Here is a 24,941-nt window from a genome sequence, read left to right on the forward strand (position 1 = left end):
TCTGCGCGTTGTCAGTGCGCCCGGATGGTGCCGTCACCGTCACGACCGCCGTCGTACATCGCTGCCACCTGCTCCGCGCGCCGAGCCAGCACCGCCGCCTGGTTGACGGAACCCTTGTCCGTCAATTCCCGGTGATCGATGGATGGCGGCTCGTCCTGCAGCCGCAGCATCGCCACCGCGGTCGAGGAACCGGTGGATTCGGCATTCAGGCGTCCCAGCAGGCCGGCAAAGAATTCCCTTACCGGCGCGCTGGCAAGCACCTGGGCCGGTGTCGCCCCGGCCGCCAGCCCCGCCAGCGCCTGGCAGTGTTCCATCCGCGGGAACACCAGCAGCCCGATCGCGTTGCGGTCGATGCCGGTAGCGACGGCGTCGAGCACATATGGCGCGCCCATGCTGATCACCTTCGCGCGCAAGGGCCCCACGCTGACGAAGGTGCCGGTGGCCAGCTTGAAATCCTCGGCGATGCGGCCGTCGAACATGAAGCCCAGTTCCGGCTGCGATGCGTCGGCGAAGCGCAGCGCGTCGCCGGTGCGGTAGTAGCCTTCGTCGTCGAACGCCTCGGCGGTCAGCGCCGGCATGCGCCAGTAGCCCGGCATCACGTGCGGCCCCTTGAAGCGCGCTTCGAGCTTGCCGCCGACCGGCACCAGCTTGACCCGGCAGCCGGGCGCCGGCACGCCCACGTAGCCGGCGCGCACGATCGGCCCGGTGCCGAACGTGCACGACGGCGACGTCTCCGTCATGCCCAGGCCCGTCATGATGCGGATCGATTCGCCGCAATGGCGCACCGCGATCGCGTCGAGCCGGTCCCACGCCGCCTGCGACAGGCCCGCACCCGCGCAGAAGAACAGTTTTACCCGCGAGAAGAAGGTGTCGCGCAGCTGCGCATCGGTTTCCAGCGCGTCGGTCAGCATCTCCCATCCCTTGGGAATGTTGAAGTAGACGGTGGGCGCGATTTCCTTCAGGTTGGCCAGCGTGCGGCCGATATCGTTCGGCGTGGGGCGGCCGTCGTCGAGGTACAGCGTGCCGCCGTTGTACAGCGCGATCCCCACGTTGTGGCTGCCGCCGAATGTGTGATTCCACGGCAACCAGTCCACCAGCACCGGCGGCTCGTCGCCGAAGAAGGGAAACGTCTGCAGCAGCATCTGCTGGTTGCTGCTCCACATGCCGTGCGTGGTGATCACCGCCTTCGGCTTCTTCGTCGAACCGGACGTGAACAGGAACTTGGCGATCGTGTCCGGCCCGACGGCGGCATTGGCCGCGTCGACCGTCGACGGCACGGTCTCCAGCAGCGCGGCAAGGCGGGTGGCCTCGATGCCGGGAACGTCGCCTTCATCGAGGATCAGTTCCGCATCGCCCGGCAGCACCGCCGCGATCGCCCGGCCGAACAGGCGGCCGTCCGACGCATACACGGCGCCGGGCGTCAGGTGGGCGACCAGTTCGTCCAGCCGGCCGAAATCGGTGGCCACCAGCGAATAGGCCGGCGACACCGGCACATAGGGCACGCCGGCGTACATGGCGCCCAGCGCCAGCTGGTAATGCTGCAGGTCGTTACCGGACAGGATCACCAGCGGCCGTTCGGCGGACAGGCCGCGGTCCAGCAGCGCCTGGCCGATCCGGCGGGCGCGCTCGAGCATGTCGGCGTAGGTCAGCCGCACCCATTCGTCGTCGGGCCCGCGCCGCGCGACCAGCGTACGCGCCGGCCACTCGCGCGCGCCGCGCACCAGGCAATCGGTAAAACGGCGCGGCACGTCGCCCAGCGGCGTTTCGGCGTCCACGTACCAGGCGTCGCCTTCCTCGCGGACGGATACCTGCGGGCGGCCGATCGCCACGGGACGGCACCGTCCCGGCATCTGCGATGCAATCATGTGCCCTCCTCAGATCGGGTAGTGGCGCGGCGTGGTCTGCACCGTGATCCAGCGCAGGTCCGTGAATTCGGCGATGGCGGCCCTGCCGCCGAAGCGGCCGTAGCCGCTGGCCTTCACGCCGCCGAACGGCATTTGCGCCTCGTCGTGCACGGTGGGCCCGTTGATGTGGCAGATGCCCGATTCGATACGGCGCGCCACGGCCATCGCGCGACCGATGTCGCGGCTGAATACGGCGGCCGACAGGCCGTATTCGCTGTCGTTGGCGAGGCGGATTCCTTCCTCGTCGCCGTCGAAGCGGATGATCGACACGACCGGGCCGAAGGCCTCTTCGCGGTAGGCGGCCATGTCCGGCGTCACGCCGTCGATGATGGCCGGCTGCAGCAGGTTGCCGTCGGCGCTCGGCACTGCCGGCAGCACCGTCGCGCCGCGTTCCACCGCGTCGCGCACCAGCGCTTCCACGCGCTGCGCGGCGGCCGGGTCGACCATGCCGGCAAGCGGCGCGTCGGCATGCGCAGCCTTCAGGCCGGCGGTCTTGGCGGCGAATTTTTCCAGGAATGCCGGGGCAATCTTCCGGTCGACGAGGATCCGGTCGGCGGACATGCAGATCTGGCCCTGGTTGAAGAACGACGAGAACGCGGCCGCTTCCACTGCGGCATCGATATCGGCATCGTCCAGCACCACGACCGGGTTCTTGCCGCCCAGTTCCAGCAGCACGGGCTTCAGGTGCTTCGCGGCCTGCTGCGCGATGATGCGGCCCACATGCGTGGAGCCCGTGAAATTGATGCGGCGTACGGCCGGGTGGGCGATCAGCCGTTCGACCACGGCGGCCGCATCCTGCGGCGCGTTGGTGATCACGTTGACGACGCCGGCCGGGAAGCCCGCTTCCTCGAACACGGTGCCGATCAGCCGGTGCAGCGCCGGACATTGCTCGGAAGCCTTCAGGATCACCGTGTTGCCGCAGGCCAGCGGCATCGCCACGGCGCGCGTGGCCAGGATCACCGGCGCATTCCACGGCGCGATGCCAAGCACCACGCCGCACGGCTGGCGCACGCCCATCGCCAGCGAACCGGGAACGTCGGATGGAATCACTTCGCCGGCAATCTGGGTGGTCATGCCGGCCGCCTCGCGCAGCATGTTCGCCGCCAGCGTCACGTTGAACCCGTACCACATCGGGCTGCCGCCCGCCTCGAGCGTGCCGCGCGCCACGAACTCGGCGCGGTACTGTTCCATCGTGTCAGCAGCCTTGAGCAACAGGCCGCGGCGCTGGGCCGGCGGCATCGCCGACCATGCCGGGAAGGCACGCTGCGCGGCATCGGCGGCGCGCTGGGCGTCCTCCACGGTGGCCGCGGCGGCGCGGGTGGCGGTTTCGCCACTGGCGGGATTGCGGCGCTCGAACACGGCGCCGTTCGAAGCGGCGGACGGCGATCCGTCCACCAGCAAATCGGTGTCAAACATGGTGTCTCCTCTGTGTTCCGGGTGGGCCGGCGGGTGGCTCCCGCTCTTGTGGCCCGTACTATATAGGAAGGATCGAAGGCGGATCAGCCGCGCTTGTAGGCCTGCAGGCCCGGCTTGATGGTCTTGTCGTCCAGGAACTGCTTGAGGCCTTCCTTGCGGCCCTTTTCCGGGTCGCGGTAGTTCGACTGGTCGGTCTTCGCGTACAGGTAATCCTCGCCCTGCTCCCAGGTCAGTTCGCGGGCGCGCTTGAAGCCCTGCTTCGCATAGCGCAGCACCACCGGGTTTTTCTCGAGCAGGTTCCGGGCCAGCGCGATGACCGCGTCGCGCAGCTCTTCCTTCGGCACGCTGCGGTTGACCAGGCCCATCGCGGCGGCCTGCTTGCCGGTGAACGTCTCGCCGGTCATGATGTAGTGCAGCGCCTGGCGGTGACCCATCGTGTCCGCCACGGCCTTGCTGACCAGGTTGCCCGGGGGGATGCCCCAGTTCACCTCGGACAGGCCGAATACCGCCTCGTCGGCCGCGATGGCCAGGTCGCAGGCCACCAGCGGCGAGAACGCGCCGCCGAAGCACCAGCCGTTGACCATGGCGATCGTGGCCTTGCTGTACATGCGCAGCAGTTTCCATTGCCACTGGGAGCAGTCGCGGCGCATGCGCTCCTGCATGATTTCCGGCTTGCCGTCGGTCTCGCGGAAGTACTCCTTCAGGTCCATGCCGGCGGTCCACGCCTCGCCGGCGCCGGTCAGCACGATCACCTGGGCATCGTCGTCAAGTTCCAGCGTTTCCAGCACGTCGATCATTTCGCGGTTCAGCGTGGGGCTCATCGCATTGCGTTTTTCCGGGCGGTTCAGCGTGATCCAGCCGATGCCGTCCGCCACGTCCACCTTCACCGTCTGCCAGCGCGCTTCGTAATTTGCCATCTTTGTCTCCTCTGGGTTGTCCTCGGCAGGCAGCCCGACTGTCGTCCGATATCGATTCATCGGTTTATATCAGGCTGCCTGATATGTAGAACATACTATTCCCAATCAGGCAGCCTGACAAGTGCTTTTTTACGGGGTGATTACTGGCAACTGAAGCTGGCGGCGTCGTCCACATTGCCGCCGACATAAGTGGCCACCTTCGGCCAGCTGCACAGCGGCCGCGTGCGGCCGGCGGGGATCGTGCCGAGGCCCGGATTGGCGCTGGCCGCCCGGGCCGTGGCGCGGATGGCTTCCGGCTGCGCGCCGTTTTCCACCCAGTCCACCAGCGCGCCCAGCATGTCGAACTGGTCGGTGGCCGGGCCGCCGCTGCAGTGGTTCATGCCCGGCACCGCGAACACGCGGGCGAACGACGGGGCGTCGGCGTAGTTGGCCTTCAGCGCGTTCAGCCAGTCGACCGTGTCGTCGAACGAAAACACGGGATCGCTGACGCCATGGAACACGAGCACCTTGCCGCCGCGGCCGCGCAGCGTGTCGAGCCGTCCCGGCGTGGCCGGCGTCATGAACGACATCGACGATTCCCTGTAGATGCCCGTCGCGGTGTGGATAGCGGCCGCGCCGGTATCGAAATTGAAGTTCAGCGCGTAGTCGAGCAGCGTGGTGCCGCCGCCGGTCAGCACGTCAGGATTGGCCGGTGGCGTGGAGAAAATGAAGGCCATCGACGGCGCGCCCAGCGTGGCGGTCAGGCCCGGCGCGGTCGCGCTGCCCAGCTTCCAGGCGCGCCAGCCTGGTGCGGCCAGGCCCGGGTCCCACGACCAGCGCGCATACAGCGCCGTGCCCGCCGAGTTCTTCGGGCCGTCGTACACCTTCCGCAGCGCGGCCTTCTGCGTGGCCGTCAGGCACGTGCCGTCCGGCGTGCCGGCGCAGATGGGCACATCCTTCTCCAGCGAGAACGCGGCCTGGCAGCGCGGCGTGTCCGACACGATGCCGTCGGCCAGGCCGTCGAGCGCGTCGCAGCGCTCGAGGATTTTATTGGCCACCAGCCGCAGGTCGGGGTCGGAGAACCCGGCGCCGATATTCGGGCGGCCGTCGGCGGCTTTCGGCGCGGCAGTGGCCAGCGCCTGCGCATCCCACATCTGCGCGACCGCCGCCCGCGGCAGGTTGTAGCCCGGCGCGCCGGCCAGCACGCCGTCGTACTGGTCGCCGAAGCGGCTGGCGGCCACCAGCCCGTGCCGCCCGCCGTTCGAGCAACCCACGATGTACGAGCGGTCCGGCGCCTTGCCGTAGGCGGCCTTGATCAGGTTCTTCGCCATCGGCGTCAGCTGGCCGACCGCGTTGTAGCCATAGTCGAGACGTGCCTGCGGATCGAGCCCGTACACCTGGCCGGCGATTGCGCCGCCGCGCGTGGCGTCGGGCACGTGGCCGGCATCCGAGCTGATGACGGCGTAGCCCTGCAGCAGCGCATTGCTGACCGGGCCGCCACCCGGCAGGTTGCCGAAGGCGGCGTTGCCGCCCGTGGTGCTGCCGTCGTTGCCGCCGTTGGCCTGGTAGAAGAAACGGCCGTTCCAGTCGCGCGGCAGGCGCATCTCGAAACCGATCGCATAGGGCCGGCCGTCCACGCCGGTGCGCTCGTTCATCTTGCCGAGCACCACGCAATGTTCGGGCATCGGCGTGGCCACGCCGTTCAGCGTCTGCGTCACGCTGCCGGCCGGTGCCAGCGTGGCGGAAGTGATCGTGGTATTGGCGAACGCCGCCTTCGCGGCGAGGTCGGTACAGCTGGCGAGGGCCGCGCCGCTGGCCGCGGCCAGGCGGGGCAAGGTACCGGCGGTCGAAGTTGCCGGGGTAGTGGGCGAGGTATTCGCGGTGCCGCTGCCGCCGCATGCCGGCAGCGTGGCGGCGAGCGCCAGCACCGCCAGCGCCGGGCGGAAGGTTGATGTCTGCATGAACGTCTCCGGTTATTGTTGAATTCAATATCAGGTTTCCTGATATTGACTTCATGGTAACTCCAGAGACTGTGCCGTGACAAGCGTTCGTTACAACACCTGGAAGCCGTGCGTGCCGTCCCGCGTACCGTCCTGCACGACGTATCCCGCCATCGCGCCGGCAGCACTTACAATACCGGCAGTTCCACTATCAACCTCGACATGCCATTACAGAACGACATGCCGGGCCGCCCGTCCGGCCTGGCCTACCTCGTGGGCCGCCTCGATCACGTGCTCAGCCGCCGCCTGCGCGACAGCCTCGCGCCGCTTGGCCTCAGCGTGCCCCAGTACACCGCCCTGTCGGTGTTCCGCGCCCAGGGTTCGCTGTCGAACGCGCAGCTCGCCGAACGCACGATGGTGTCGCCCCAGTCGGCCAACGAAATGGTGAAGACGATGGAGGCGCAGGGCTGGATCGAGCGGCGCCCGGATCCTTCGCACGGCCGGATCATCCAGATCAGCCTGACGGTCGCCGGCCACGCGGTCATGCAACGCTGCGATGCGGAAGTGGTGAAGGTGGAGGCGCAGATGTTCCCGGACCTGGACACGCCGCAGCGCACGGCGCTGCAGGCCGCCTTGCGGGGCGCGGTGCGCGCGCTGAGCGAAGGATGACCGTCGCGGCCGCCGCGCGTCACACGGCTGAAGCAAAAATCACGGATAATCGCGCTCTTGCATCGTGCTCCTGCACCGGGCTTTTCCACCGCGCTTTTCCAGAACGAATCCAATGACGCAACTTTCCATCATCGTCGCCATCGACCGCCAGCGCGGCATCGGCGTGCGCAACACGCTGCCGTGGCACCTGCCGGAAGACCTGGCCCACTTCAAGCGCCTGACGACCGGCCACCCGATCATCATGGGCCGCAAGACCTTCGATTCGATCGGCCGCCCGCTGCCCAACCGGCGCAGCATCGTGATCACACGCGACGCCGCGTGGCGGCGCGATGGGGTCGAGGCCGTGCATTCGCTGGAGGAAGCGGTCGCCCTGGCGGGCGACGCGCCGGCGTTCATCATCGGCGGTGCCCAGGTGTTCGACACGGCGCTGGCCGTGGCCGACCAGCTGATCGTGACCGAGATCGACGGGGAGTTCGAATGCGACACGTTCTTCGCACCGGTCGACCCGGCCACGTGGCGCGAGGTCGAACGCACCCGGCACCTGTCGGCAAACGGGATGGCGTTCGACGTCGTCATCTACCGCCGCCACGGCTGATGCGCACCGCACTCACCTCTTCCAGGTCCGGGCGCCCCACGGTGGCGCCGCTGCCGGGGCGGTTCGGTGATAATTTTTATACCTGAGCGGTGCGAATTCTGCGAAAATCGCGGACCTGATTTTTCAGACTTGTTTTTTGCACCCAGCCCGCCCTGGTCACATGAGACCCGGGCGTTCTTCTTTTTGGAGTCACAATGAAATTTCGTTTCCCCATCGTCATCATCGACGAGGACTTCCGTTCTGAAAATTCTTCCGGCCTGGGCATTCGCGCGCTGGCCGCGGCGATGGAGAAGGAAGGCATGGAAGTGCTGGGTGTGACCAGCTATGGCGACCTGTCGCAGTTCGCCCAGCAGCAGTCGCGCGCGTCGGCCTTCGTGCTGTCGATCGACGACGAGGAATTCGGCGGCGGTTCGCGCGAAGAGACCGATCACGCATTGAAATCGCTGCGCGCGTTCGTCGAGGAGATCCGCTACAAGAATGCCGACATTCCGATCTACCTGTACGGCGAGACCCGCACCTCGCGCCACATCCCGAACGACATCCTGCGCGAACTGCACGGCTTCATCCACATGTTCGAGGATACGCCGGAATTCGTGGCCCGCCACATCATCCGCGAAGCCAAGAGCTACCTGGACGGCCTGTCGCCGCCGTTCTTCCGCGCGCTGGTGCATTACGCCAACGACGGCTCGTATTCCTGGCACTGCCCCGGCCACTCCGGCGGCGTGGCATTCCTGAAATCGCCGATCGGCCAGATGTTCCACCAGTTCTTCGGCGAGAACATGCTGCGCGCCGACGTGTGCAACGCCGTCGAGGAACTGGGCCAGCTGCTGGACCACACCGGCCCGGTCGCCGCCTCCGAACGCAACGCGGCGCGCATCTACAATGCCGACCACTGCTACTTCGTCACCAACGGCACGTCGACGTCGAACAAGATGGTCTGGCACTCGACCGTGGCGCCGGGCGACATCGTGGTGGTCGACCGCAACTGCCACAAGTCGATCCTGCACTCGATCATCATGTGCGGCGCGATCCCCGTGTTCCTGATGCCGACCCGGAATCACCTGGGCATCATCGGCCCGATCCCGCTGGAAGAGTTCACGATGGAATCGATCCAGCGCAAGATCGACAACAACCCGTTCGCCCGCGAGGCCAAGAACAAGAAGCCCCGCATCCTGACGATCACCCAGTCGACGTACGACGGCGTCGTGTACAACGTCGAGGTGCTGCGCGAAATGCTGGACGGTAAAATCGACACGCTGCACTTCGACGAAGCCTGGCTGCCGCACGCCACGTTCCACGACTTCTACAAGAACATGCACGCGATCGGCAAGGACCGCCCGCGCGCCAAGGAATCGCTGATCTTCTCCACGCAGTCCACCCACAAGCTGCTGGCGGGCCTGTCGCAGGCTTCCCAGGTACTGGTGCGCGATTCCGAGACCGTCAAACTGGACAAGGACATGTTCAACGAGGCGTACCTGATGCACACGTCCACCTCGCCGCAGTACTCGATCATCGCCTCGTGCGACGTGGCCGCGGCGATGATGGAAGCGCCGGGCGGCACGGCGCTGGTCGAGGAATCGATCCTGGAGGCGCTGGACTTCCGCCGCGCGATGAAGAAGATCGACGAGGAATGGGGCGCCGACTGGTGGTTCAAGGTATGGGGACCGGACACGTTCGCCGAGGAAGGCATCGGCACGCAGGAAGACTGGATCTTCAAGGAAGAAAGCGAGGAGTGGCACGGTTTCGGCAAGCTGGCGCCGGGCTTCAACATGCTCGACCCGATCAAGGCCACGATCGTCAACCCGGGCCTGTCGCTGCAGGGTCAGTTCGCCGACAGCGGCATTCCCGCATCGATCGTGACGAAGTACCTCGCCGAGCACGGCGTGATCGTGGAAAAATGCGGACTGTACTCGTTCTTCATCATGTTCACGATCGGCATCACGAAGGGCCGCTGGAACACGCTGCTGACCGCGCTGCAGCAGTTCAAGGACGACTACGACAAGAATGCGCCGCTGTGGCGCATCCTGCCGGAGTTCTCGGCGAACAACCCGCGCTACGAGCAGATGGGCCTGCGCGACCTGTGCCAGCAGATCCACGATTTCTACAAGGCCTACGACGTGGCGCGCCTGACGACGGAGATGTACACGTCGAGCATGGTGCCGGCGATGAAGCCGTCCGACGCGTTCGCCAAGATGGCGCACCGCGAGATCGAGCGCGTGGCGATCGACGAACTGGAAGGCCGCATCACGTCGATCCTGCTGACGCCTTACCCGCCGGGCATTCCGCTGCTGATCCCGGGCGAACAGTTCAACCGCACGATCGTCGATTACCTGCGCTTCGCACGCGACTTCAACGAACGCTTCCCCGGCTTCGAGACGGACGTGCACGGGCTGGTCAAGCGCGAGGTCAACGGCAAGCGCGATTACTTCGTCGATTGCGTGAAGCAGTAAAACCCTGTCCACCAGGACAAAAAAGCGGCCCTTGCGGCCGCTTTTTTCATGGTCGCAAGCGAGTCGCATGACGACCGACAGTTTGCTGTAAAGGTCTTTTTTAGTTAAACCCGCCTCCTGCCAGCGCTGCTATATTGACCCATGCGCCGCTACGGTTGCAGGCGGCTACGGTCTTCACGCACGAGGTAGCCATGGCGTTGTCGATCTGGATGCAGGCACTGGGACCGGGCGCCGCGAAGGCCGCCACGGCACTGCGCGCGGCGCTCGGCAGCAGCGGGGTGGCGGTTGGCGACGGCGCGAAAGCGGGCGGCGCGGCAGGCTTCGGTGTCGTGCTCTGCGGTGCGTGCGATGGCGCGCTGCTGCAGACTATCCAGGACATCGGGCGCAGTGCCGCCGTGCTGGCCGTCGATTGCACGCCCGAGTCCCTGCCGCCGGACGCGATGTGGGCGCTGCTCGACGCCGGCGCCACCGACCTGCTGGCGTGGACGTCGGCCGAACTGTGCGCGCAACAGATCGCGGCCCGCCTGCAACGGTGGGATGCGCTGCAGAAGCTGATGGCTTCGAATGCCGTGCGGGGCTGCCTCGTGGGCGGCAGCGCGCCGTGGCGGGCGCTCGTACAGGGCGTCGTCGAAGTGGCGGCGTTCACGCAGTCTCCCGTGCTGATCACCGGCGAGACGGGGACCGGCAAGGACCTGATCGCCCAGCTGATCCACAAATTGTCGGGTGCGCCCGGCGAATTGACCGTGCTCGATTGCACCACGCTGTCGCCCGAGCTCGCCGGCTCCGAACTGTTCGGCCATGAACGGGGCGCGTTCACCGGCGCCATCAGTGCGCGCGACGGCGCCTTCGCGCTGGCCGACGGCGGCATCCTGTTCCTGGACGAGGTCGGCGAACTGCCGTTGCCGTTGCAGGCGCAGCTGCTGCGCGTGATCCAGGAAGGAAAGTACAAGCGGGTCGGCAGCAACATCTGGCAGCCCAGCAGGTTCAGGCTCGTGTGCGCCACCAACCGCGACCTGGAAGCCGATATCGCCACCGGCGCGTTCCGTGCCGACCTGTACTACCGCATCGCCGCGTGGCGCTGCCGTCCACCGCCGCTGCGCGAACGCCAGGCGGACATCCTGCCGCTGGTCGACCATTTCCTGCGCCAGCTGGACCCGCGGGGCCAGGGATGCCAGCTGGACGGGGCGGTGCGCGACTACCTGCTGACGCGCGACTACAAGGGCAATGTGCGCGACCTGCGCCAGACCGTGGCGCGTATCTGGTACCGGCACACCGGTCCCGGCCCCATCACGATCGGCGACGTGCCGCCGGACGAACGCCTGCACCACGCCCCCGCCTGGCCGGACGCGCCGTTCCGCGACGCCATCCGCCACGCCGTCGACCGCGGAATGTCGCTGGCGCGCATCGGCCAGGCCGCCACCGACACCGCCATCCGGCTCGCGCTCGAGCAGGAAGGCGACAACAACCAGCGCGCCGCCCAGCGGCTGGGCGTGACGGACCGGGCGCTGCAGATCCGGCGCAAGGCGGCAAGGGATGGGGAGCCGGACAGCCGGCACTGAGACGCGCCCGTTGGAAATTGCCTGGTGTCGGACATCGGCTTTTCGGTGGCGAAGCAGGGGGTGAAGCGGCGGTTTCCTGGAGCATGCTCCAGGGCTGCGGAACGATGCGGTCCTGCAGGACCGCAGCTTCAAGGAGCATGCTCCTTGCCTGCGTAGCGGGTCATGCAGGCATGCCCCTCTCCGGACACCGGTTTTCAGCACCGGCGTCGGTAAAACGTTGGCGAAAACCGGTGTCCGACATCCTTTTCCCTTGGAAAAGGTGTCCGACACCAGAAGCCGTAGCGCCGGTCAGCCGCCCTGCCCGATCAGCCGCAGGAAGTTCAGCCCGGTGATCAGCGCCTCGTCGTCCTTGTTCAACCCCAGCAGCCGCACCTTGTGGAGTTCCAGCCCCGGGTGCAGCCACGGTCCGTCCGAGCCGAACAGCACCTTGTGCGGGCCGGCGCGCCGCACGGCTTCGCACAGCAGGTCGAAGCGCCGGATGCCGGATGTGTCCGTGTAGATGTTCGGGTGCCGCGCCAGATGGTCGATCAGCGCCAGCTGCGACGACCACTCGTCGGCGAAGCTGCCCAGGTGCGGCAGGATGAAGTCGACGTCCGGGTATTGCGTGGCCAGCAGTTCGGCCACGTGCACGTCGCCCATCGGGTCGTACAGCACGGGCAGGCCGAAGGTGCGCGCGGCATCGCAGATCTCGCCGCTGATCGGCGCATCGTGCCGGTGCACCTTGATGCCGACGAAGCCATGGCGTTCGACCGCCGTGCGCACCATCGCGCCGATGCGGCCCCGGTCGCGGGCCGCGTGCACGAACGCCAGGCCGTAGTACCGTTCCGGCTGGGCCGCCACGAGTTCGGCGACGGCGGCGTTGGCGCGCGCGTAGTCCGAGTGGAACGCGGCCAGCAGCACCGTGCGGTCGATGCCGGCCGCCGCGGCACGGCGCCCGTACCGCGCCAGCGCCAGGTCGCTGTCCCACGGCCCCGTCAGGCCGTCGCCGGGGCCGGCATGGCAGTGGCTGTCGATGATCATGGCGCGCCGCCCGCACCGCTACACGCGCGCCGACGGCACGTGCTGCCGCATCGCCGCCAGCAGCGCATCGCGCACGGCGGCCGGGCTCCCGTCGCCATCGGCGGCGTGTTGCGCGGCGCTGCCCGCGATGCGCACGAAGCGGCGCGCCATCTCGAACTCGGCCTGCTCCGGGTCCATGCCTTCCGCTTCCATTTCGAGCGCCTTGGCCAGCGCCGAGCCTGCCGCCTTGCCGATCATCGTGCCGACGCCGGGAATCGGAATCATCGAACCGAGCGCGCCGCCGACGAACGGCAGCGCCGTCTTGGCGATCCCCTTCAGCACGCCGCCCAGCGGCTTGACCACCTTGCCGACCACCGAGCCGACTTTCTTGATGCCTTTCCACGCTTTCTTGAACAGCCCGCCGAGGAACTGGTCCAGCTCTTCCTCGCTGGCGACGGACAGCAGTTCCATCGCCAGTTCCATTTCCTCGACCTCCGAAAACGGCCCTTCGAGCTCGCCCGGGCCGCCGAATTCGGCATTGAAGGTGGCACCGAGCGGCAGTACCTCGAACGTTGCCTGCGAGCGGCACCGGCCGCAGGTGCCGCAACTGCATTGTGATGCGTTCATGTCGATCTCCTCGTGTTCAATCCCATCCAAGCAATTCCATTTCCATTTCCAGCTCCGCGTTCTGGTTCGTCAGCACACCCGGGTGGTTTTGCAGCATCGCCCGGTTGATCGCCATTTCGATGTTGCGGCGCGCCGGCTCGGGCCGGCCGCTTTCGGCGATGTAGACATGGTGCCCCGCCACCGGCAACCCGAGTACCGTCGCTCCCAGCCGGTGCTTGACCAGCCGCTCGTGCAGGTTGCCGGTCTGGCCGTTGTAGGCTTTCCACGCGTTGCCCTTCCTGAACGTGATCAGGTAGAAGCCGGGCTTGCGCGGCAGCCCCAGGTTGCGCACGTTATCCAGGCGCCCCACGTACCGGAACGCGGGCGCGGCGGTCGCCAGCGACCCGATCACGGCACGCAGCGTCGCCGGCATTTCTTCCTGCGGGCCGCCGGCATCGCCGCCGTCCGCGGCGGGCAGGTCGATCGTTTCGATGGGCGGCGCCGGCCTGTCGTCGGGTTCGGCAGCCGGTTCCGCGGCAGGCGCCGGCAATAGATACCCCATCGGTTCGCTGACCATCACGCCGCCCGGCCAGCCGCCGTAGAACGGCCCCCAGTAAGGGCCACGCGGCCAGCGCCCCGGCCGAGGACCGGGCCAGGGCGCCTGGGGCGGCCGGGGCTTGCCCTGCGGCCGCGAAGGCCGCGCCACCGGCCCGCGGCCCGGCCTGGCACCTGCCCGGTAGACCGGCCGCGGGCCGCCCCTGCCCATGCCGCCCCTGCCGCCCATCGACATGCGGCCGCGCTCTTCCTCGGATTCGCCTTCGTCCTCGCCCTGCCACTCGTTGGCCCACTCGTTGGCCCACTCATTGGTCCACTCAGCGGCAGTCCCCGCTTCGGCTTCCGACCCGCCCGCCGCGAACGGCAGCGCCTCGAACTCGTCGTTCATTCGTTCCTCGTTCATGCCAGCTCCTTCACGTGATGCCGCACGGCGTTGGCCGCCCGTGCGATGTCCGCCCTCGTGTGGTCCGCGCGCAGCAGGAACGTCAGCAGCGATGCGCCGTCCCTGCACTGCGGTACCGCCATCACCCCGTCGCGCCGCAGGCCCGCGAGCGCCGCCGCCAGGTCGATCCGGCGCGGCAGCCGAACCGCCTGCACCGGGAAACCGCCGCCCTCGCAGGCAATACCCCGCGCCGCCAGCGCGGCGCGGAACTCCGCGATCCGGCACCGCAAGGCGTGGCGCAACGCATCGCCGCATGCCGCGTTCAGCTGCAGCGCATGCCGTGCCGCCAGCACCGTGGCCACCGGCGGCGGGCTCGCGTGCAACCGCGTGTCGCTGAAGGCTTCGAAGCGCTGCACGATGGCCGCGTCGCCGGCCAGTACCGCCAGCGGCACGCCGAAGCCCTTTGCCAGCGAGGCGCCCACCAGCACCGGCGCTCCGGCCAGGCCGTGCGCGACGACCGAACCGCCGCCCTGCCGGCCCAGCACGCCGAGCGCTTGCGTATCGTCCAGCAGCAGCAGCCCGCCTTCGCGCGCCGCCAGCGCCGCATAGCGCGCCAGCGGCGGCGGGCCGGCGCCGCCCGGGCAGTAGCCGTCCGCCAGGATCAGCGGCCGGCGGCCCAGCCCGCGTGCCAGCAGCGCCAGCCGCTCGAGCTCGGGCAAGGCGCCGCTGCGGAACGCACGCAACGGCAGGCCCAGGCCGGCCGCGCGCTCGGCTCCCCAGCGCGCCACCGGGTAGGCGGCGCCGTCCACCAGCACCATGTAGCGCCGCCGGCCCCGCGCATCGGCCCGCTCATCGAGCTGCTGTCGTGCCAGCACGCCGAACAGGTCCCAGAACAGGTGCAGCGTGGAGGGCAACAGCGTCGCTGCCGCGCAGCCCTGCAGTCGCGCCAGGTCGCGCGCCACCGCGCGGGCGCCCGGTACTTCTGCCAGAGCCGCCGGTTTGCCCAGCGTGAGCGCCGGCCAGTCGTCCAGCGCGGCGCGCCCGTGCCGCAGGCCCAGGTACAGCGCGCTGGTGAAATCCGCCGCCGCGTCCGCGCCCACCCCCGGTGCTCACACGGCCGTGCGCTGCTGCTGCGCCAGGCGCTGCCGCAGCAGGACCGAAGGCAGCGTGGCTTCCTCGGCCGGATTGGCCGCATCGATCGACAGGTCGACCCCGGTGGCGGCGCGGTAGGCGTGGATATAGCCCTGCGCCTGCGGCCGCCAGAAACGCGCCCAGTTGAACGCCTGCGTGGCCTCGTACACATCGCTCCAGTGGCCGAAGCGGATCGACAGCAGCAGCTGCTCGCCGAAGATCGCCAGGTTCCGGAAGTGCATCACGCTCGTGTCGCTCCACATCTGCAGCTTCTTCATCGCGTCCACCCGGTCCATCCACGGTTCCGGGTAGGCCACCATCACGCGCGTGGGCAGGAACTCGCGGAACTCGGGCCGCGCCAGCAGCCATTGCTGCATCAGCATCTCGATCCGCGCCGTCGACGGCAGGTCGCCGTACTGGTTGTGCGCGCCCTGCGACAGGATCAGGTGCACTTCCTTCAGCGCATTGAGGATCGGGAACGCATCGGCCTTCACGGTGGTGTCGTCGTCCTGCCGGTAGAACGACGTGAGGAGCCGGAGCAGGTGGTGGAACGCTTCGAGGAACTTCGAACGGCTGTCGGCCGGCCGCATGTTGCGCACCGCCTTCCCGTCCAGCCGGATACCGTAATGGTGGTCGTACTCGTAATTGCGCCGCACCACCGTGAGCCGGTGCTGTTCGTCCTGCGTGTATCCCCACAACAGGTTGTTCAGCGGCCGCAGCATGTCGATCTCGGTGTTGGCCAGCGGGTCGGTGGCCAGCGGCGAGCGCAGGTTCTGGAAGCGCTGCGTGATCACGTTCATCGTCTGCACCAGCATGCCTTCTTCCTGCCAGTAGCTCCAGATCAGTTCGATCAGGCAGGGGTTCGACAGCCGGTCCTGGATGATGCCGAAGCACAGCTCGGCTTCCTCGCAATGGGTCGTGCTCGGCACGATGATCGGCACGTCCGGCAGCTTGCGGCGGATCACGGCGAGGTAAGGCAGCATCTCGGTGCCGCCCACCGACTCCAGGTAATCCTCGATAAGCGTGTCGCGCAGGTTGCCGGCCGACGGAATGTCGCGCCGGTCGAGGTAGGCGTTGTCGTTGACCGGATCGAAGGCATACGGCTCGCGGAACACGCCGCAGTTCACCATCACGAAGGCCTCGGTGGCGGCCTTGAGCACGCGGTAGGCTTCGGAATCGGTGAACGGCAGCGCGCGGCGCGTCTTCAGCGACTGGAAAACCGAGGCCTTCTTGCCGAAGCGCGAGCGCTCGAACGGCGCTCCGGCCGCGTCGGCGGGCGGCACGCAGAACAGCTGGTCGAGGAAATCCATGTAGTTGTTGAAGCCCAGCGCCTCGGTGCTGTTGCGGATCAGCGTCCACAGCGCCAGGTCCGGCGTGGCTTCCGTTTCGGTGCGCGACAGCGACACGCCGATGTTGCCGGAGATCGGCTGCGCCGGCCGTTCCTCGGCATTGAATTCGCCGTTCACGGCCAGCATGGCGCCATTCGGAATGTTCGCCCCCACCCTGTGCGGCGTGCCGGTGATCAGGCCGGCGCGCCGGGCGAACACGAGCCGGCCCGTGAACTGGTACCGGCCCGGCTTGCGGATCAGCAGGCCGGCGGCATAGGCGCCGCCGGACTCCGGCTGCCACGTGCCGTCCGCCTCGAGCCCCACGCGGTCGCTGACGGCGCTGCCGCTGCCCTGGAAGGTCACGGTGGCGATGGCGTGGTTGCCCACGATCGCATCCTTGGTGCGCTGCGCCGCGCCCGGGGATTCGAAGTCGAACGTGACCTGGGGTCCGATCGGCAGCCGGATCGCCAGTTTCAATACCTGTTCGGCGCCCACCAGGCCGCCGACGTAGCGGTAGACGTTGGGGCCGTCGGCCGGCGTCACGTGATCGTACAGCGCGAAATACACGTCGGGCTCCAGCCCCTCGAACGTGACGATGCCTTCCGGCCCGGTCCGTTCGTCGATCAACGCCTCGTGATCCTCCGGCCGCCAGTTGTTCCAGTCATCGACGGTCCAGCTGCGGAACACGCCCGCATCGAGGTCCCGCGCACGGAACAGCCGCAGCGTGGCGCCCACCAGCGGCCGGCCGGTCACCTCGTCCATTACGCGCACCTCGATCGCGCCGCTGCCTTCCACCACCGCCACCACCGTCACGGCGGTCACCGCGGCAGGGGCCCCTCTCGCCATTTTCCTCGTACTCATGTCGCTCTCCTAGAAAGGTCATTCACCTGTCGTCCGCGCCGTTGCGCCGTTCTCGAGCGCGCCCCGCATCGCCCAGTGCGTGAGCAGGCGCGCCAGCAGCACGCTCTCGTCTTCCGGTGCCAGCAGGCCATCCGCGCGGGCCTGGCCGATCACTGCCAGTACCAGCGAAGGCGCGCTGTCGTACATGCGCTGCGGCGCCGCGTGCCACCAGCGGTAGAGCCGCGCCAACCGCGCCGGCTGGCGGCCCCCCACCGCCATCGCTTCCGCCAGCGAGGCGCCGCGCAGCGCGCGCGGCCGGTGCTGGGCCAGCAGCCCCGCCATCGCGGGCAGGCTGGCCGTCAGCTGTTCCAGCAGCAGCCGGTCGCGCGCCGCCAGGCCGTCGAGCGGATAGAAGCTGTCCCACAGCCGTTCGATGCGCGTCCACTGCGGATGCGGATACAGCAGCCGCCCCAGCGCGCAACTGAGCTTCACGCGCAGCCACGGCACCGGGTGCGGGTCGTCGCCGTTGAGCCGGAATACGAACACGCGCGGCAGCGACAGCACGCCGATCAGCCCCAGCGTGGCAACCACGCCCACCCGCGCCAGCGACCAGAAATCGGCCACCACCTCGGAGATCCAGCGCTCCCACAGCTGCCAGACGACGGCCGGGCCGCTGCCGCCATGCTGCAGCGCCTGCAGCACCGGCCGCAGCGAACCGACCAGATCCAGCAGCGCTGCGCCCTGGTGCCCCACCTCGTGCACCAGCGACGAGGCGATGCTGCTGCCGATCATCCGTTCGCGCGGCACGCGGATGATCGCGACCGGGTTCTCGCCGCCGCCGGGCAGCCGCGTGCGCGCCCGCCGGATCGCCGCGCCCGGGCCGCGGTCCAGGTAGCACACCAGCGGCGGACTGTCGAAGTAGCCGCCCGGCAGTTGCAGCGCGTCGCGCGATACCGCGTCGAGCCCCGCCAGCCAGATGCCGTTGCCATGCTCGCTGCGCTGCGTGACGACATCGATGAACAGGTCGAACTGCGTCAGCGCGGCATTGAATTTCAGGCGCAGGAAGGTGAAGCGCCGCTGCGCGTCCGCCACCGATACCCGGTTTGCCGCGGGGCTTTTCAGCCAGCCCAGGAAGCGCCGCACCATCGCGCGCAGCTCGCGCCGCCCCAGCGTGAGGTGCCGTTCGATCGCCGCCTGCGCCGCCGCGGGCAGCGCGGCCGCCGGCACCATCGGCTCGATCAGCACGAACGGCTGCATGCGGTCGACACGGTTCAGCAGCGAGCGCGCCTCCTGCGCCAGCATCCACGCCGCATAGGTACCGATGGCCATGGCCGTCACACGCCGTACAGCACGATCTTGCGGCCCTGGCGCATCCAGCGCCCGCTGCTGGCGCCCCGCCCGCCGTAGCCGCCACCGCGGTTCTGGCCGGAAGACTGGCCCCCCTGGGCGCCCCCCATGCCCTGCCCGCCCCGGCCCTGCCCCTGCCCCTGGCCTTGCCCTTGGCCCTGGCTCAGCAGGCCGGGCGCGAACTGCTTCGCCGCGGCGGTGGCGGCCGCCTGGGCGATCTGGCGCGGGTCGCCGCCTTTCGCCTGGGCGGCGCGGTTGACGGTATCCGCCGCGATCTTCACGAAGGTCTTGGCGCCTTCGAATTCACGGTCCTCGCCGGACATTTCGCCTTCCGCTTCCAGCCCCAGCGCGCCGCCGGCCGCCGATGCCAGCCCGCTGCCGATCTTGGCGCCCAGCGGACCGCCGAAGTAGCCGCCGATCGCGCCGCCGGCCAGCGGCAGCGCCTTCTTCGCCACGCCCTTGAGCACGCCGCCGACCGCCTGGCCGACCGGCGACTTGATGATGTTGCCGGCCACCGACGCGGCCTTTTTCAGGAAGCTGCCGAGGAACTGGTCCAGCTCCTGCTCGTTGGAGACCGACAGTAGCTCGTTGGCCAGCTCCATTTCGTCGGCCTCGGACAGCAGGCCGCCGCCTTCGCCGGTCCATTCGCCCTGGCCGAATTCGTACTGTTCCATTTCGTAGCCGCTGCCACCGCCAAATTCCTGGCCGAATTCCAGGGTCGTGCGATCGAGGTCATGCATGATTAGCTCCCGTTGAAAGTCAAACATCAAATCCGGAACGGTCATGCCGCCCCGCCTGCAAATCGATGGTCTGGATGCGCGGCACGGCCTGCGGCCCCGCCGCGCGCTGCCGCAACAGCCCGGGCGCGTTGCGGCGCGCCGCCTGCATCAGCGCGCGCTGCGCTGCCTGGCTTGCTGCCCGGTTCGCGGCCTGCCCGCCCTGCTCCAGGGGCGACTGCCCGGCACGCGCCAGCGCCGTCTGCGCCGCGTCGGCGGCCAGCCGCACGAAGTGCCGCGCCAGTTCGAATTCCTTGTCTTCGGGGGAAAGCCCCTCCAGTTCCAGCCCGAACACGCCGGACGCCTTGCGTTTCAGGTCGGCCGGCGCGCGCGTCGCGTTCAGCGGAAAGATCATCCGCGCCGCGCGGTGCAGCACGCGCAGGACCGGTTCGCGCAGCGCCCGCTGGTGCGCATCGGCGGCGGGCCCCACCAGGTCGGCCAGCACCGGCGCCAGTTCGTCCGCGCTGCGCGCCTCCAGCAGCCGGGCGGCGAAATCCATTTCGCCGTATTCGTTTCCGGCAATGCGGTCGGCAATGCGCTCGCGCCACGGCGCCGCGGTCTCGCCTGCGGCCGGCAATTCCAGTTCCGGCCTGAAATCGAGCAGCCGGCGATCGGCGGGAGGACGGGCTTGTTCCATGGTGGTCTCCGCGAGGGGTGCGGCCCCGTGCCGCACGTACACGGGTAAGTGCAAGCGGCGTGCCAGGAGTTTTGCGGGGAAGGATGCCGGGTGGCGGCGAAAAGCGGTTCGCCCCGCGGGATACGCGGGGCGAAAGCGGCGAAGCGATGTTCGCCGGAAGGGGTGCCGGGCCTTTGGCCCGTCAGGTCATCAGGCGATGACCGCGACCGTCAGCGTGGCCACGTAGCCGTCGGTGACGTTGCCCGTCACCGTGGCAAGCTGCAGCGAATAGCCGTCGCTGAAGACGTTGTCGGTCGCGAAGCTGATCTGCGCGAGGTTGCGCACGCTGGCGCTGTAGCCGGAGGTGGCATACACCTCGTTGCAGGCGGCTAGCGGGAACGCGAACTGCGACGTCTTGATGCGGTTCGACGCGCTCGATGCCTTGGCCAGGCTGGAATACACCTCGAAGTGCACGTGCGGCATGCGGCCCGAATAGCAGGCCGGGAAGATCGTGGTGAACGTCACGTCCCCGTTGGCATCCGTCTCCTGCACGCCGCGCAGATAGTTCTGGTTGGTCACGCCGCTCGAATACAGCGAGTAGTTGCCGTCGCGGTCGCAGTGCCACAGGTACACGGCGAACGCGTTGGCCGATGCGCAGCTGTTGTTGGCGTTCACGATGTGCAGCTTGATCGTCAGCGGCACGCCGGCCGCGGTGCCGCTCATGCTGCCGAAGCTGCTGCGGATGTCGCTGCGCACCACGCCGCTCTGCGTGAGCACGTTGACCACGCCGCTGCTGTTGCTGTTGGTGCCGTCGGCCGGGTATGGGCCGCCGGTTTCTTCCGGGATCACCGAGCAGCTTCCCGATGTCGTGGTGGTGGTCGTGCCGGTGGTGGTGCCGGTGGTGGTGCCCGTCGTGCCGGTCGTGGTGGTGCCGGTCGTGGTCGTGCCGGTGGTCGTGCTGGCTGAGGTATCGGAAGACCCGCCGCATCCCAGGATGGGCAGCGATGCCGCGCTGGCCAGCAGCCAGCGCAGCGACCGGCGCCGGCCGGTGGTGGTGTTCAGCATCGTCTGCAGGTCTTCTTCCAGGCTGTGCCCGTGATGTGCCATGGCTTGCTCCTAGTGGTCTCGTTGCTGTTGTGTGACGCTTGCCGTGTCGCTGATCCAGCGATACTCAGGCGGTGGTATTGATCAGGTTGCCGGCGCTGCCGGCCGACGGCAGCCTGGACGACAGCGTCTGCAGGAAGCTGGACAACTTCGACGAGGCATCGCTGCCGTCTCCGCCAAGCGCCGTGAGCAGGCTCTTGAATGAGCTCTGCAGCGCGGCCGTGCTGTCGGAGGCCTCGGTGCCGGCGACGCTGTCGGTACTGGCGGCGCTTTCCGTGCCGCCAGTACCATCCTCCAGCGACGAGATCAGGCTTTGCAGGTCCGATGCCAGCTTGCCGGGCCCGCCGCCGAGGTCGGGCCCGCCCTGCGGCGGCTCGCCATATTGCGCCGCACTGTCCGTGCTGCCGCTGTTCTGCGCATGCAGCGCGCCCATCAGGTTCTCGAGGAAGCTGCCGAGCGCCTGCGCCTCGCTGTCGGTACCGGTTTCGCTGGACTCGCTTGTGCTCGTGCTCGTACCCGAGCTGGCCGATGTCGAACCGGTGTCATCGGTACCGCCGATGCCGACGGATTTCAGCGCGTCGGCGATCGCGCCGAGCAGCCCGCCTCCGTCGCCGGGCGGCGGTGGCGGCATCTGGCTGCTCTGGCGAGTGGCCGTCGTCGACGACGTGCCGGACAGGCGGCTGGCATAGGACAGCTGGCTGGCCGCGCCGGCGGTCAGGGAGTTGATCGTCATGATGGTGGCTCCGGTTCGGTTACTGGACGGTGGCGGGTGACGGTTCGCGGCCCGGTTCGCGACCTGGTTCGCGATCTGGTTCGCGGCCCGGCTCGCCGCGAGGCGGACGGCCGCTCCTGCGCTCCTCGAGCGACTTGCGCTGCCCGGCGGTCAGCACGCCCAGCACTTTCTGTTCGGTGCGCAGGTGCGACAGCGTGATATTGGCATCGGCCTGCGCGGCCGCCTGCGCCAGCCTGACGGCGGCGCCATCGTCGTATTTCGCAGCGCGATGCAGTTCGAACAGGGCGCGGTCGGCCTTGTCGCGTGCCTTGTCCTGCTCGCGCAGGTACGGGATCTGGCCGTGCACGATGGAGAAGATCTTGTCCTGTTGCGCTTCGGTCAGGTCGATGCCGCGCAGGTACGGCGGCACGCCGTCGAAGCCGGGGCCGGGGCCGAAACCGGGACCGCGGCCGGGACCGCCGCCACGCGGGCCATCGCGCTCGTCACCGGCCTGCTGCGCCGGGCCGCGGCGTTCGTCGGCGCGCGGGCCGGCATCGGGCTTGCGGCCGGGTGCGCCGGGCGCTTCGTCGCCGGCGATGTCCGCCATCGCCGCCAGCGGCAGGGCCAGCACGGCGGCGAGCAGGAGTCGTTGCAGGTCTTGTTTTGTATTGTTCATCAGCGGTCCTTGTAGTCGGCCATTCGTGATCGGCCATTCTTGTACTGTGGAGCCGCCATTCTGTTGCCGCCCTGTGTAAAGGGCGGTTAGAGGCAGGTAAAACGGTGTAAAGACCGCGGCTGTAAAAGCGGGTAAAACGGCGCCGGGCACGGGAGCGCTTTGCTATGATGGCTGGATTCGTACAATGAAAATGGCATGATGAACAAGGTTTTGCTGATAGACGACGATGTCGAACTGGTCTCCATGTTCCAGGAATACCTGGAGCAGGAGGGCTTCGAAGTGAAAACGGCGCACGACGGCGAAGCCGGCACCGCCGCCGCGCTGACGGGCCAGTACGCGATCGCGATCCTGGACGTGATGATGCCCCGCATGAACGGCCTGGAAACGCTGCGCCGCATCCGCGCTGCCAGCCGGATGCCGATCCTGATGCTGACGGCCCGCGGCGACGACACCGACCGCATCGTCGGCCTGGAACTTGGCGCGGACGATTACGTGACCAAGCCGTGCACGCCGCGCGAGCTGACGGCGCGCATCCGCGCGATCCTGCGCCGCACCGCCGGCACGCCGCTGGACCAGCTGGCATCGGCCCCCCTCGTGGTCGGCCAGCTGACGATGTGGCCGGAACAGCGCCGCGCCACCTGGAGCGGCGCCACGCTGGAACTGACCAGCACCGAATTCAACCTGCTCGAAGTGCTGGCGCGGAACGCGGGCAAGCCGGTCAGCAAGAATATCCTGTCCGAACAGGGGCTGGGGCGGCCGATGGCGCGCTTCGACCGCAATATCGACGTCCACCTGTCCAGCCTGCGCCACAAGCTGGGCACGCTGGCCGACGGGCGCTCGTGCCTGCAGACCGTCTACCGCATGGGTTATCAGCTGATCAAGGATTGACGTGGGCCGCCTGTTCTGGAAGTTCTTCCTGTCGATCCTGCTGGCGCAGGTGGCGGCCACGGTGGGTATCGGCGGCGCCCTCTGGCTGAAGAACCGTGCCGCCGAACAGGACAAGCGCCCCGCCATCGATGTCAGCCCGCCCGCCGCGATGGCGATCGAATCGGCCGCCGCTACGCTGGAGTTCGGCGGGCCGCAGGCGCTGACCCGGTTGCTGGAGAACATGGACCGCCACCGCGTATTCGCCGTGGACGACCTGGGAAAGGAAATGCTGGGCCGCATCGTCAACCCGGTGCACGTGGCGGCGGCGCGCGCGGTGCTCGAGAAGGGCGACACCCGCGTGGTGCGCCGCATGACGCTGCCGAACGGCCGGCATTACCTGCTGTTCCTGCCCGCGCAGGACCGCATCGCCGCCATGAACCCGAACGATGCACGCCCGCTGCTGGCCGGCGCCGGCATGCCGATGCCGGACATGATGCCGAACACGGGCCCGCAGCGCGGCCCCGGGCCGCAGGCCGGCAGTGTTCCCGGCTCTGGCTCCTACGGCGCGGCGCCCCGGCCCGGCGACGGCGCACCCGGCGGCAACCCGGTGTTCCGGTTCGATCCCGGCCCGGGCCCGATGGGGCCCGACGGCCCGCGCGGCCGCTTCCAGCCCCTGACACCGTTCATTCCGCTGGCCGCCGCCCTGGCGGCCAGCCTGCTGTTCGCCGCCCTGCTGGCCTGGTATTTTTCCCGCCCGATCCGCTCACTGCGGCAAGCCTTCGAGGCCGCGTCGCAGGGCGACCTCGCGCCGCGCTTCGCCGATGCCGCCGCCGGCCGCGGCGACGAATTGACCGACCTGGGACGCGACTTCGACCGCATGACGGCACGGCTGCGCAGCCTGATGGATGGCCAGCGCCGCCTGCTGCACGATGTCTCGCACGAGTTGCGCTCGCCGCTGGCGCGGCTGCAGGCCGCCATCGGCCTGGCGCACCAGAACCCGGCACGGATGGCGTCCTCGTTCGAGCGCATCGAGCGCGAGAGCGTGCGCATGGACAAGCTCGTCGATGAGCTGCTCACATTGTCGCGCCTCGAGGCCGGCGCCCTGTCCGGCTCGCGCGAGGAAATCGATGTGGCCGAACTGCTGCACGGGATCGTCGGCGATGCGCAGTTCGAGGCGGCCGCGCAGGGCCGGACCGTGACGGCGCGCGGCACCGCGGACGTGGTGCTGCTCGGCCAGCCCGACCTGCTCGCCCGCGCGATCGAGAACGTGGTGCGCAACGCGATCAAGCACAGCCCCGAGGGCGAGACCATCGTCGTGGAAAGCCTGGCGCAGGAAGGCACGCTGCATGTGCGGGTGCTCGACCGCGGGCCCGGTGTGGCCGAGCAGGACCTGAAGACGATCTTCGAGCCGTTCTTCCGCAGCAGCGGCACCGAAAAGGATGTGGAGGGGCATGGCCTGGGGCTGGCGATCGCCCGGCAGGTGGTGCAGCAGCACGGCGGCACGATCGGCGCGGTCAATCGCGATGGCGGCGGGCTGTGCGTGGAGATCGCGGTGCCGCTGGTGTGAGCGGCA

General features: G+C 68.7%; 21 protein-coding genes. 6 read left to right on the forward strand and 15 right to left on the reverse strand.

What is annotated here, in order from left to right:
* Positions 1-11 precede the first annotated feature (11 nt).
* The 4 genes from GJV26_RS28755 to GJV26_RS28770 all read right to left on the reverse strand — a co-directional run bounded on the left by GJV26_RS28755 (position 12) and on the right by GJV26_RS28770 (position 6,177).
* Positions 12-1,865, reverse strand: a complete 1,854-nt coding sequence (locus GJV26_RS28755; protein WP_155711976.1) for a feruloyl-CoA synthase — start codon at positions 1,863-1,865, stop codon at positions 12-14.
* 9 nt (positions 1,866-1,874) lie between these two features.
* Positions 1,875-3,320, reverse strand: coding sequence for an aldehyde dehydrogenase (locus tag GJV26_RS28760; RefSeq protein WP_155711977.1), 1,446 nt, complete (start codon positions 3,318-3,320; stop codon positions 1,875-1,877).
* A gap of 83 nt (positions 3,321-3,403) precedes the next feature.
* Positions 3,404-4,237 (reverse strand): p-hydroxycinnamoyl CoA hydratase/lyase, encoded by an 834-nt coding sequence (locus GJV26_RS28765; protein WP_155711978.1) that lies wholly within the window; start codon positions 4,235-4,237, stop codon positions 3,404-3,406.
* A 140-nt stretch (positions 4,238-4,377) separates the two neighbouring features.
* Positions 4,378-6,177, reverse strand: a complete 1,800-nt coding sequence (locus GJV26_RS28770; RefSeq protein WP_155711979.1) for a tannase/feruloyl esterase family alpha/beta hydrolase — start codon at positions 6,175-6,177, stop codon at positions 4,378-4,380.
* A 201-nt stretch (positions 6,178-6,378) separates the two neighbouring features.
* Between GJV26_RS28770 and GJV26_RS28775 the strand changes: the two genes are divergently transcribed.
* The 4 genes from GJV26_RS28775 (at position 6,379) to GJV26_RS28790 (ending at position 11,429) form a co-directional block, all read left to right on the forward strand.
* On the forward strand, positions 6,379-6,825 hold the full coding sequence (locus tag GJV26_RS28775; protein ID WP_155711980.1) for a MarR family winged helix-turn-helix transcriptional regulator: 447 nt from the start codon (positions 6,379-6,381) through the stop codon (positions 6,823-6,825).
* Positions 6,826-6,937: 112 nt separating this feature from the next.
* Positions 6,938-7,420, forward strand: coding sequence for a dihydrofolate reductase (locus GJV26_RS28780; protein ID WP_155711981.1), 483 nt, complete (start codon positions 6,938-6,940; stop codon positions 7,418-7,420).
* 194 nt (positions 7,421-7,614) lie between these two features.
* Entirely contained in the window at positions 7,615-9,870 is a 2,256-nt protein-coding gene (locus tag GJV26_RS28785) for an arginine/lysine/ornithine decarboxylase (RefSeq protein ID WP_155711982.1), read from the forward strand.
* Between the two features lie 191 nt (positions 9,871-10,061).
* A complete protein-coding gene (locus GJV26_RS28790) occupies positions 10,062-11,429 on the forward strand; it encodes a sigma-54-dependent transcriptional regulator (RefSeq protein ID WP_155711983.1) in 1,368 nt (455 codons plus the stop codon).
* Between the two features lie 288 nt (positions 11,430-11,717).
* Here the strand turns inward: GJV26_RS28790 and GJV26_RS28795 are convergent, their stop codons facing one another.
* The 11 genes from GJV26_RS28795 to GJV26_RS28845 all read right to left on the reverse strand — a co-directional run bounded on the left by GJV26_RS28795 (position 11,718) and on the right by GJV26_RS28845 (position 22,501).
* Positions 11,718-12,449: an amidohydrolase family protein gene (locus tag GJV26_RS28795; protein ID WP_155711984.1), complete on the reverse strand. Its 732-nt coding sequence runs from the start codon at positions 12,447-12,449 to the stop codon at positions 11,718-11,720.
* A gap of 18 nt (positions 12,450-12,467) precedes the next feature.
* Positions 12,468-13,055, reverse strand: a complete 588-nt coding sequence (locus tag GJV26_RS28800; RefSeq protein WP_155711985.1) for a hypothetical protein — start codon at positions 13,053-13,055, stop codon at positions 12,468-12,470.
* 16 nt (positions 13,056-13,071) lie between these two features.
* Positions 13,072-13,992 (reverse strand): GIY-YIG nuclease family protein, encoded by a 921-nt coding sequence (locus tag GJV26_RS28805; RefSeq protein ID WP_155711986.1) that lies wholly within the window; start codon positions 13,990-13,992, stop codon positions 13,072-13,074.
* The gene (locus GJV26_RS28810) at positions 13,989-15,071 is read right to left on the reverse strand and encodes an aminotransferase class I/II-fold pyridoxal phosphate-dependent enzyme (protein ID WP_189441780.1); all 1,083 of its coding nucleotides are present in this window, start codon (positions 15,069-15,071) and stop codon (positions 13,989-13,991) included. The genes GJV26_RS28805 and GJV26_RS28810 overlap by 4 nt, the downstream gene beginning before the upstream one ends.
* A gap of 9 nt (positions 15,072-15,080) precedes the next feature.
* Positions 15,081-17,291 (reverse strand): hypothetical protein, encoded by a 2,211-nt coding sequence (locus GJV26_RS28815; protein ID WP_155711987.1) that lies wholly within the window; start codon positions 17,289-17,291, stop codon positions 15,081-15,083.
* Between the two features lie 18 nt (positions 17,292-17,309).
* Entirely contained in the window at positions 17,310-18,599 is a 1,290-nt protein-coding gene (locus tag GJV26_RS28820) for a hypothetical protein (RefSeq protein ID WP_155711988.1), read from the reverse strand.
* Between the two features lie 5 nt (positions 18,600-18,604).
* Positions 18,605-19,357: a hypothetical protein gene (locus GJV26_RS28825; protein ID WP_155711989.1), complete on the reverse strand. Its 753-nt coding sequence runs from the start codon at positions 19,355-19,357 to the stop codon at positions 18,605-18,607.
* A 19-nt stretch (positions 19,358-19,376) separates the two neighbouring features.
* Positions 19,377-20,030, reverse strand: a complete 654-nt coding sequence (locus GJV26_RS28830) for a hypothetical protein (protein WP_155711990.1) — start codon at positions 20,028-20,030, stop codon at positions 19,377-19,379.
* Positions 20,031-20,219: 189 nt separating this feature from the next.
* A complete protein-coding gene (locus GJV26_RS28835) occupies positions 20,220-21,116 on the reverse strand; it encodes an intradiol ring-cleavage dioxygenase (protein WP_155711991.1) in 897 nt (298 codons plus the stop codon).
* Positions 21,117-21,180: 64 nt separating this feature from the next.
* Positions 21,181-21,846 (reverse strand): hypothetical protein, encoded by a 666-nt coding sequence (locus GJV26_RS28840; RefSeq protein WP_155711992.1) that lies wholly within the window; start codon positions 21,844-21,846, stop codon positions 21,181-21,183.
* Positions 21,847-21,865: 19 nt separating this feature from the next.
* On the reverse strand, positions 21,866-22,501 hold the full coding sequence (locus tag GJV26_RS28845; protein WP_155711993.1) for a Spy/CpxP family protein refolding chaperone: 636 nt from the start codon (positions 22,499-22,501) through the stop codon (positions 21,866-21,868).
* Positions 22,502-22,699: 198 nt separating this feature from the next.
* Between GJV26_RS28845 and GJV26_RS28850 the strand changes: the two genes are divergently transcribed.
* Together GJV26_RS28850 and GJV26_RS28855 are read left to right on the forward strand one after the other, a co-directional pair.
* Positions 22,700-23,389, forward strand: coding sequence for a response regulator transcription factor (locus tag GJV26_RS28850; RefSeq protein ID WP_173346361.1), 690 nt, complete (start codon positions 22,700-22,702; stop codon positions 23,387-23,389).
* A 1-nt stretch (position 23,390) separates the two neighbouring features.
* Positions 23,391-24,935 carry a HAMP domain-containing sensor histidine kinase gene (locus GJV26_RS28855; RefSeq protein ID WP_189441782.1) on the forward strand — a complete coding sequence of 515 codons (1,545 nt, stop codon included), beginning with the start codon at positions 23,391-23,393 and terminating at the stop codon, positions 24,933-24,935.
* Positions 24,936-24,941: the final 6 nt, after the last annotated feature.

Origin of the sequence: Pseudoduganella dura, assembly GCF_009727155.1 — a bacterium.
Lineage (GTDB): Bacteria > Pseudomonadota > Gammaproteobacteria > Burkholderiales > Burkholderiaceae_D > Rugamonas > Rugamonas dura.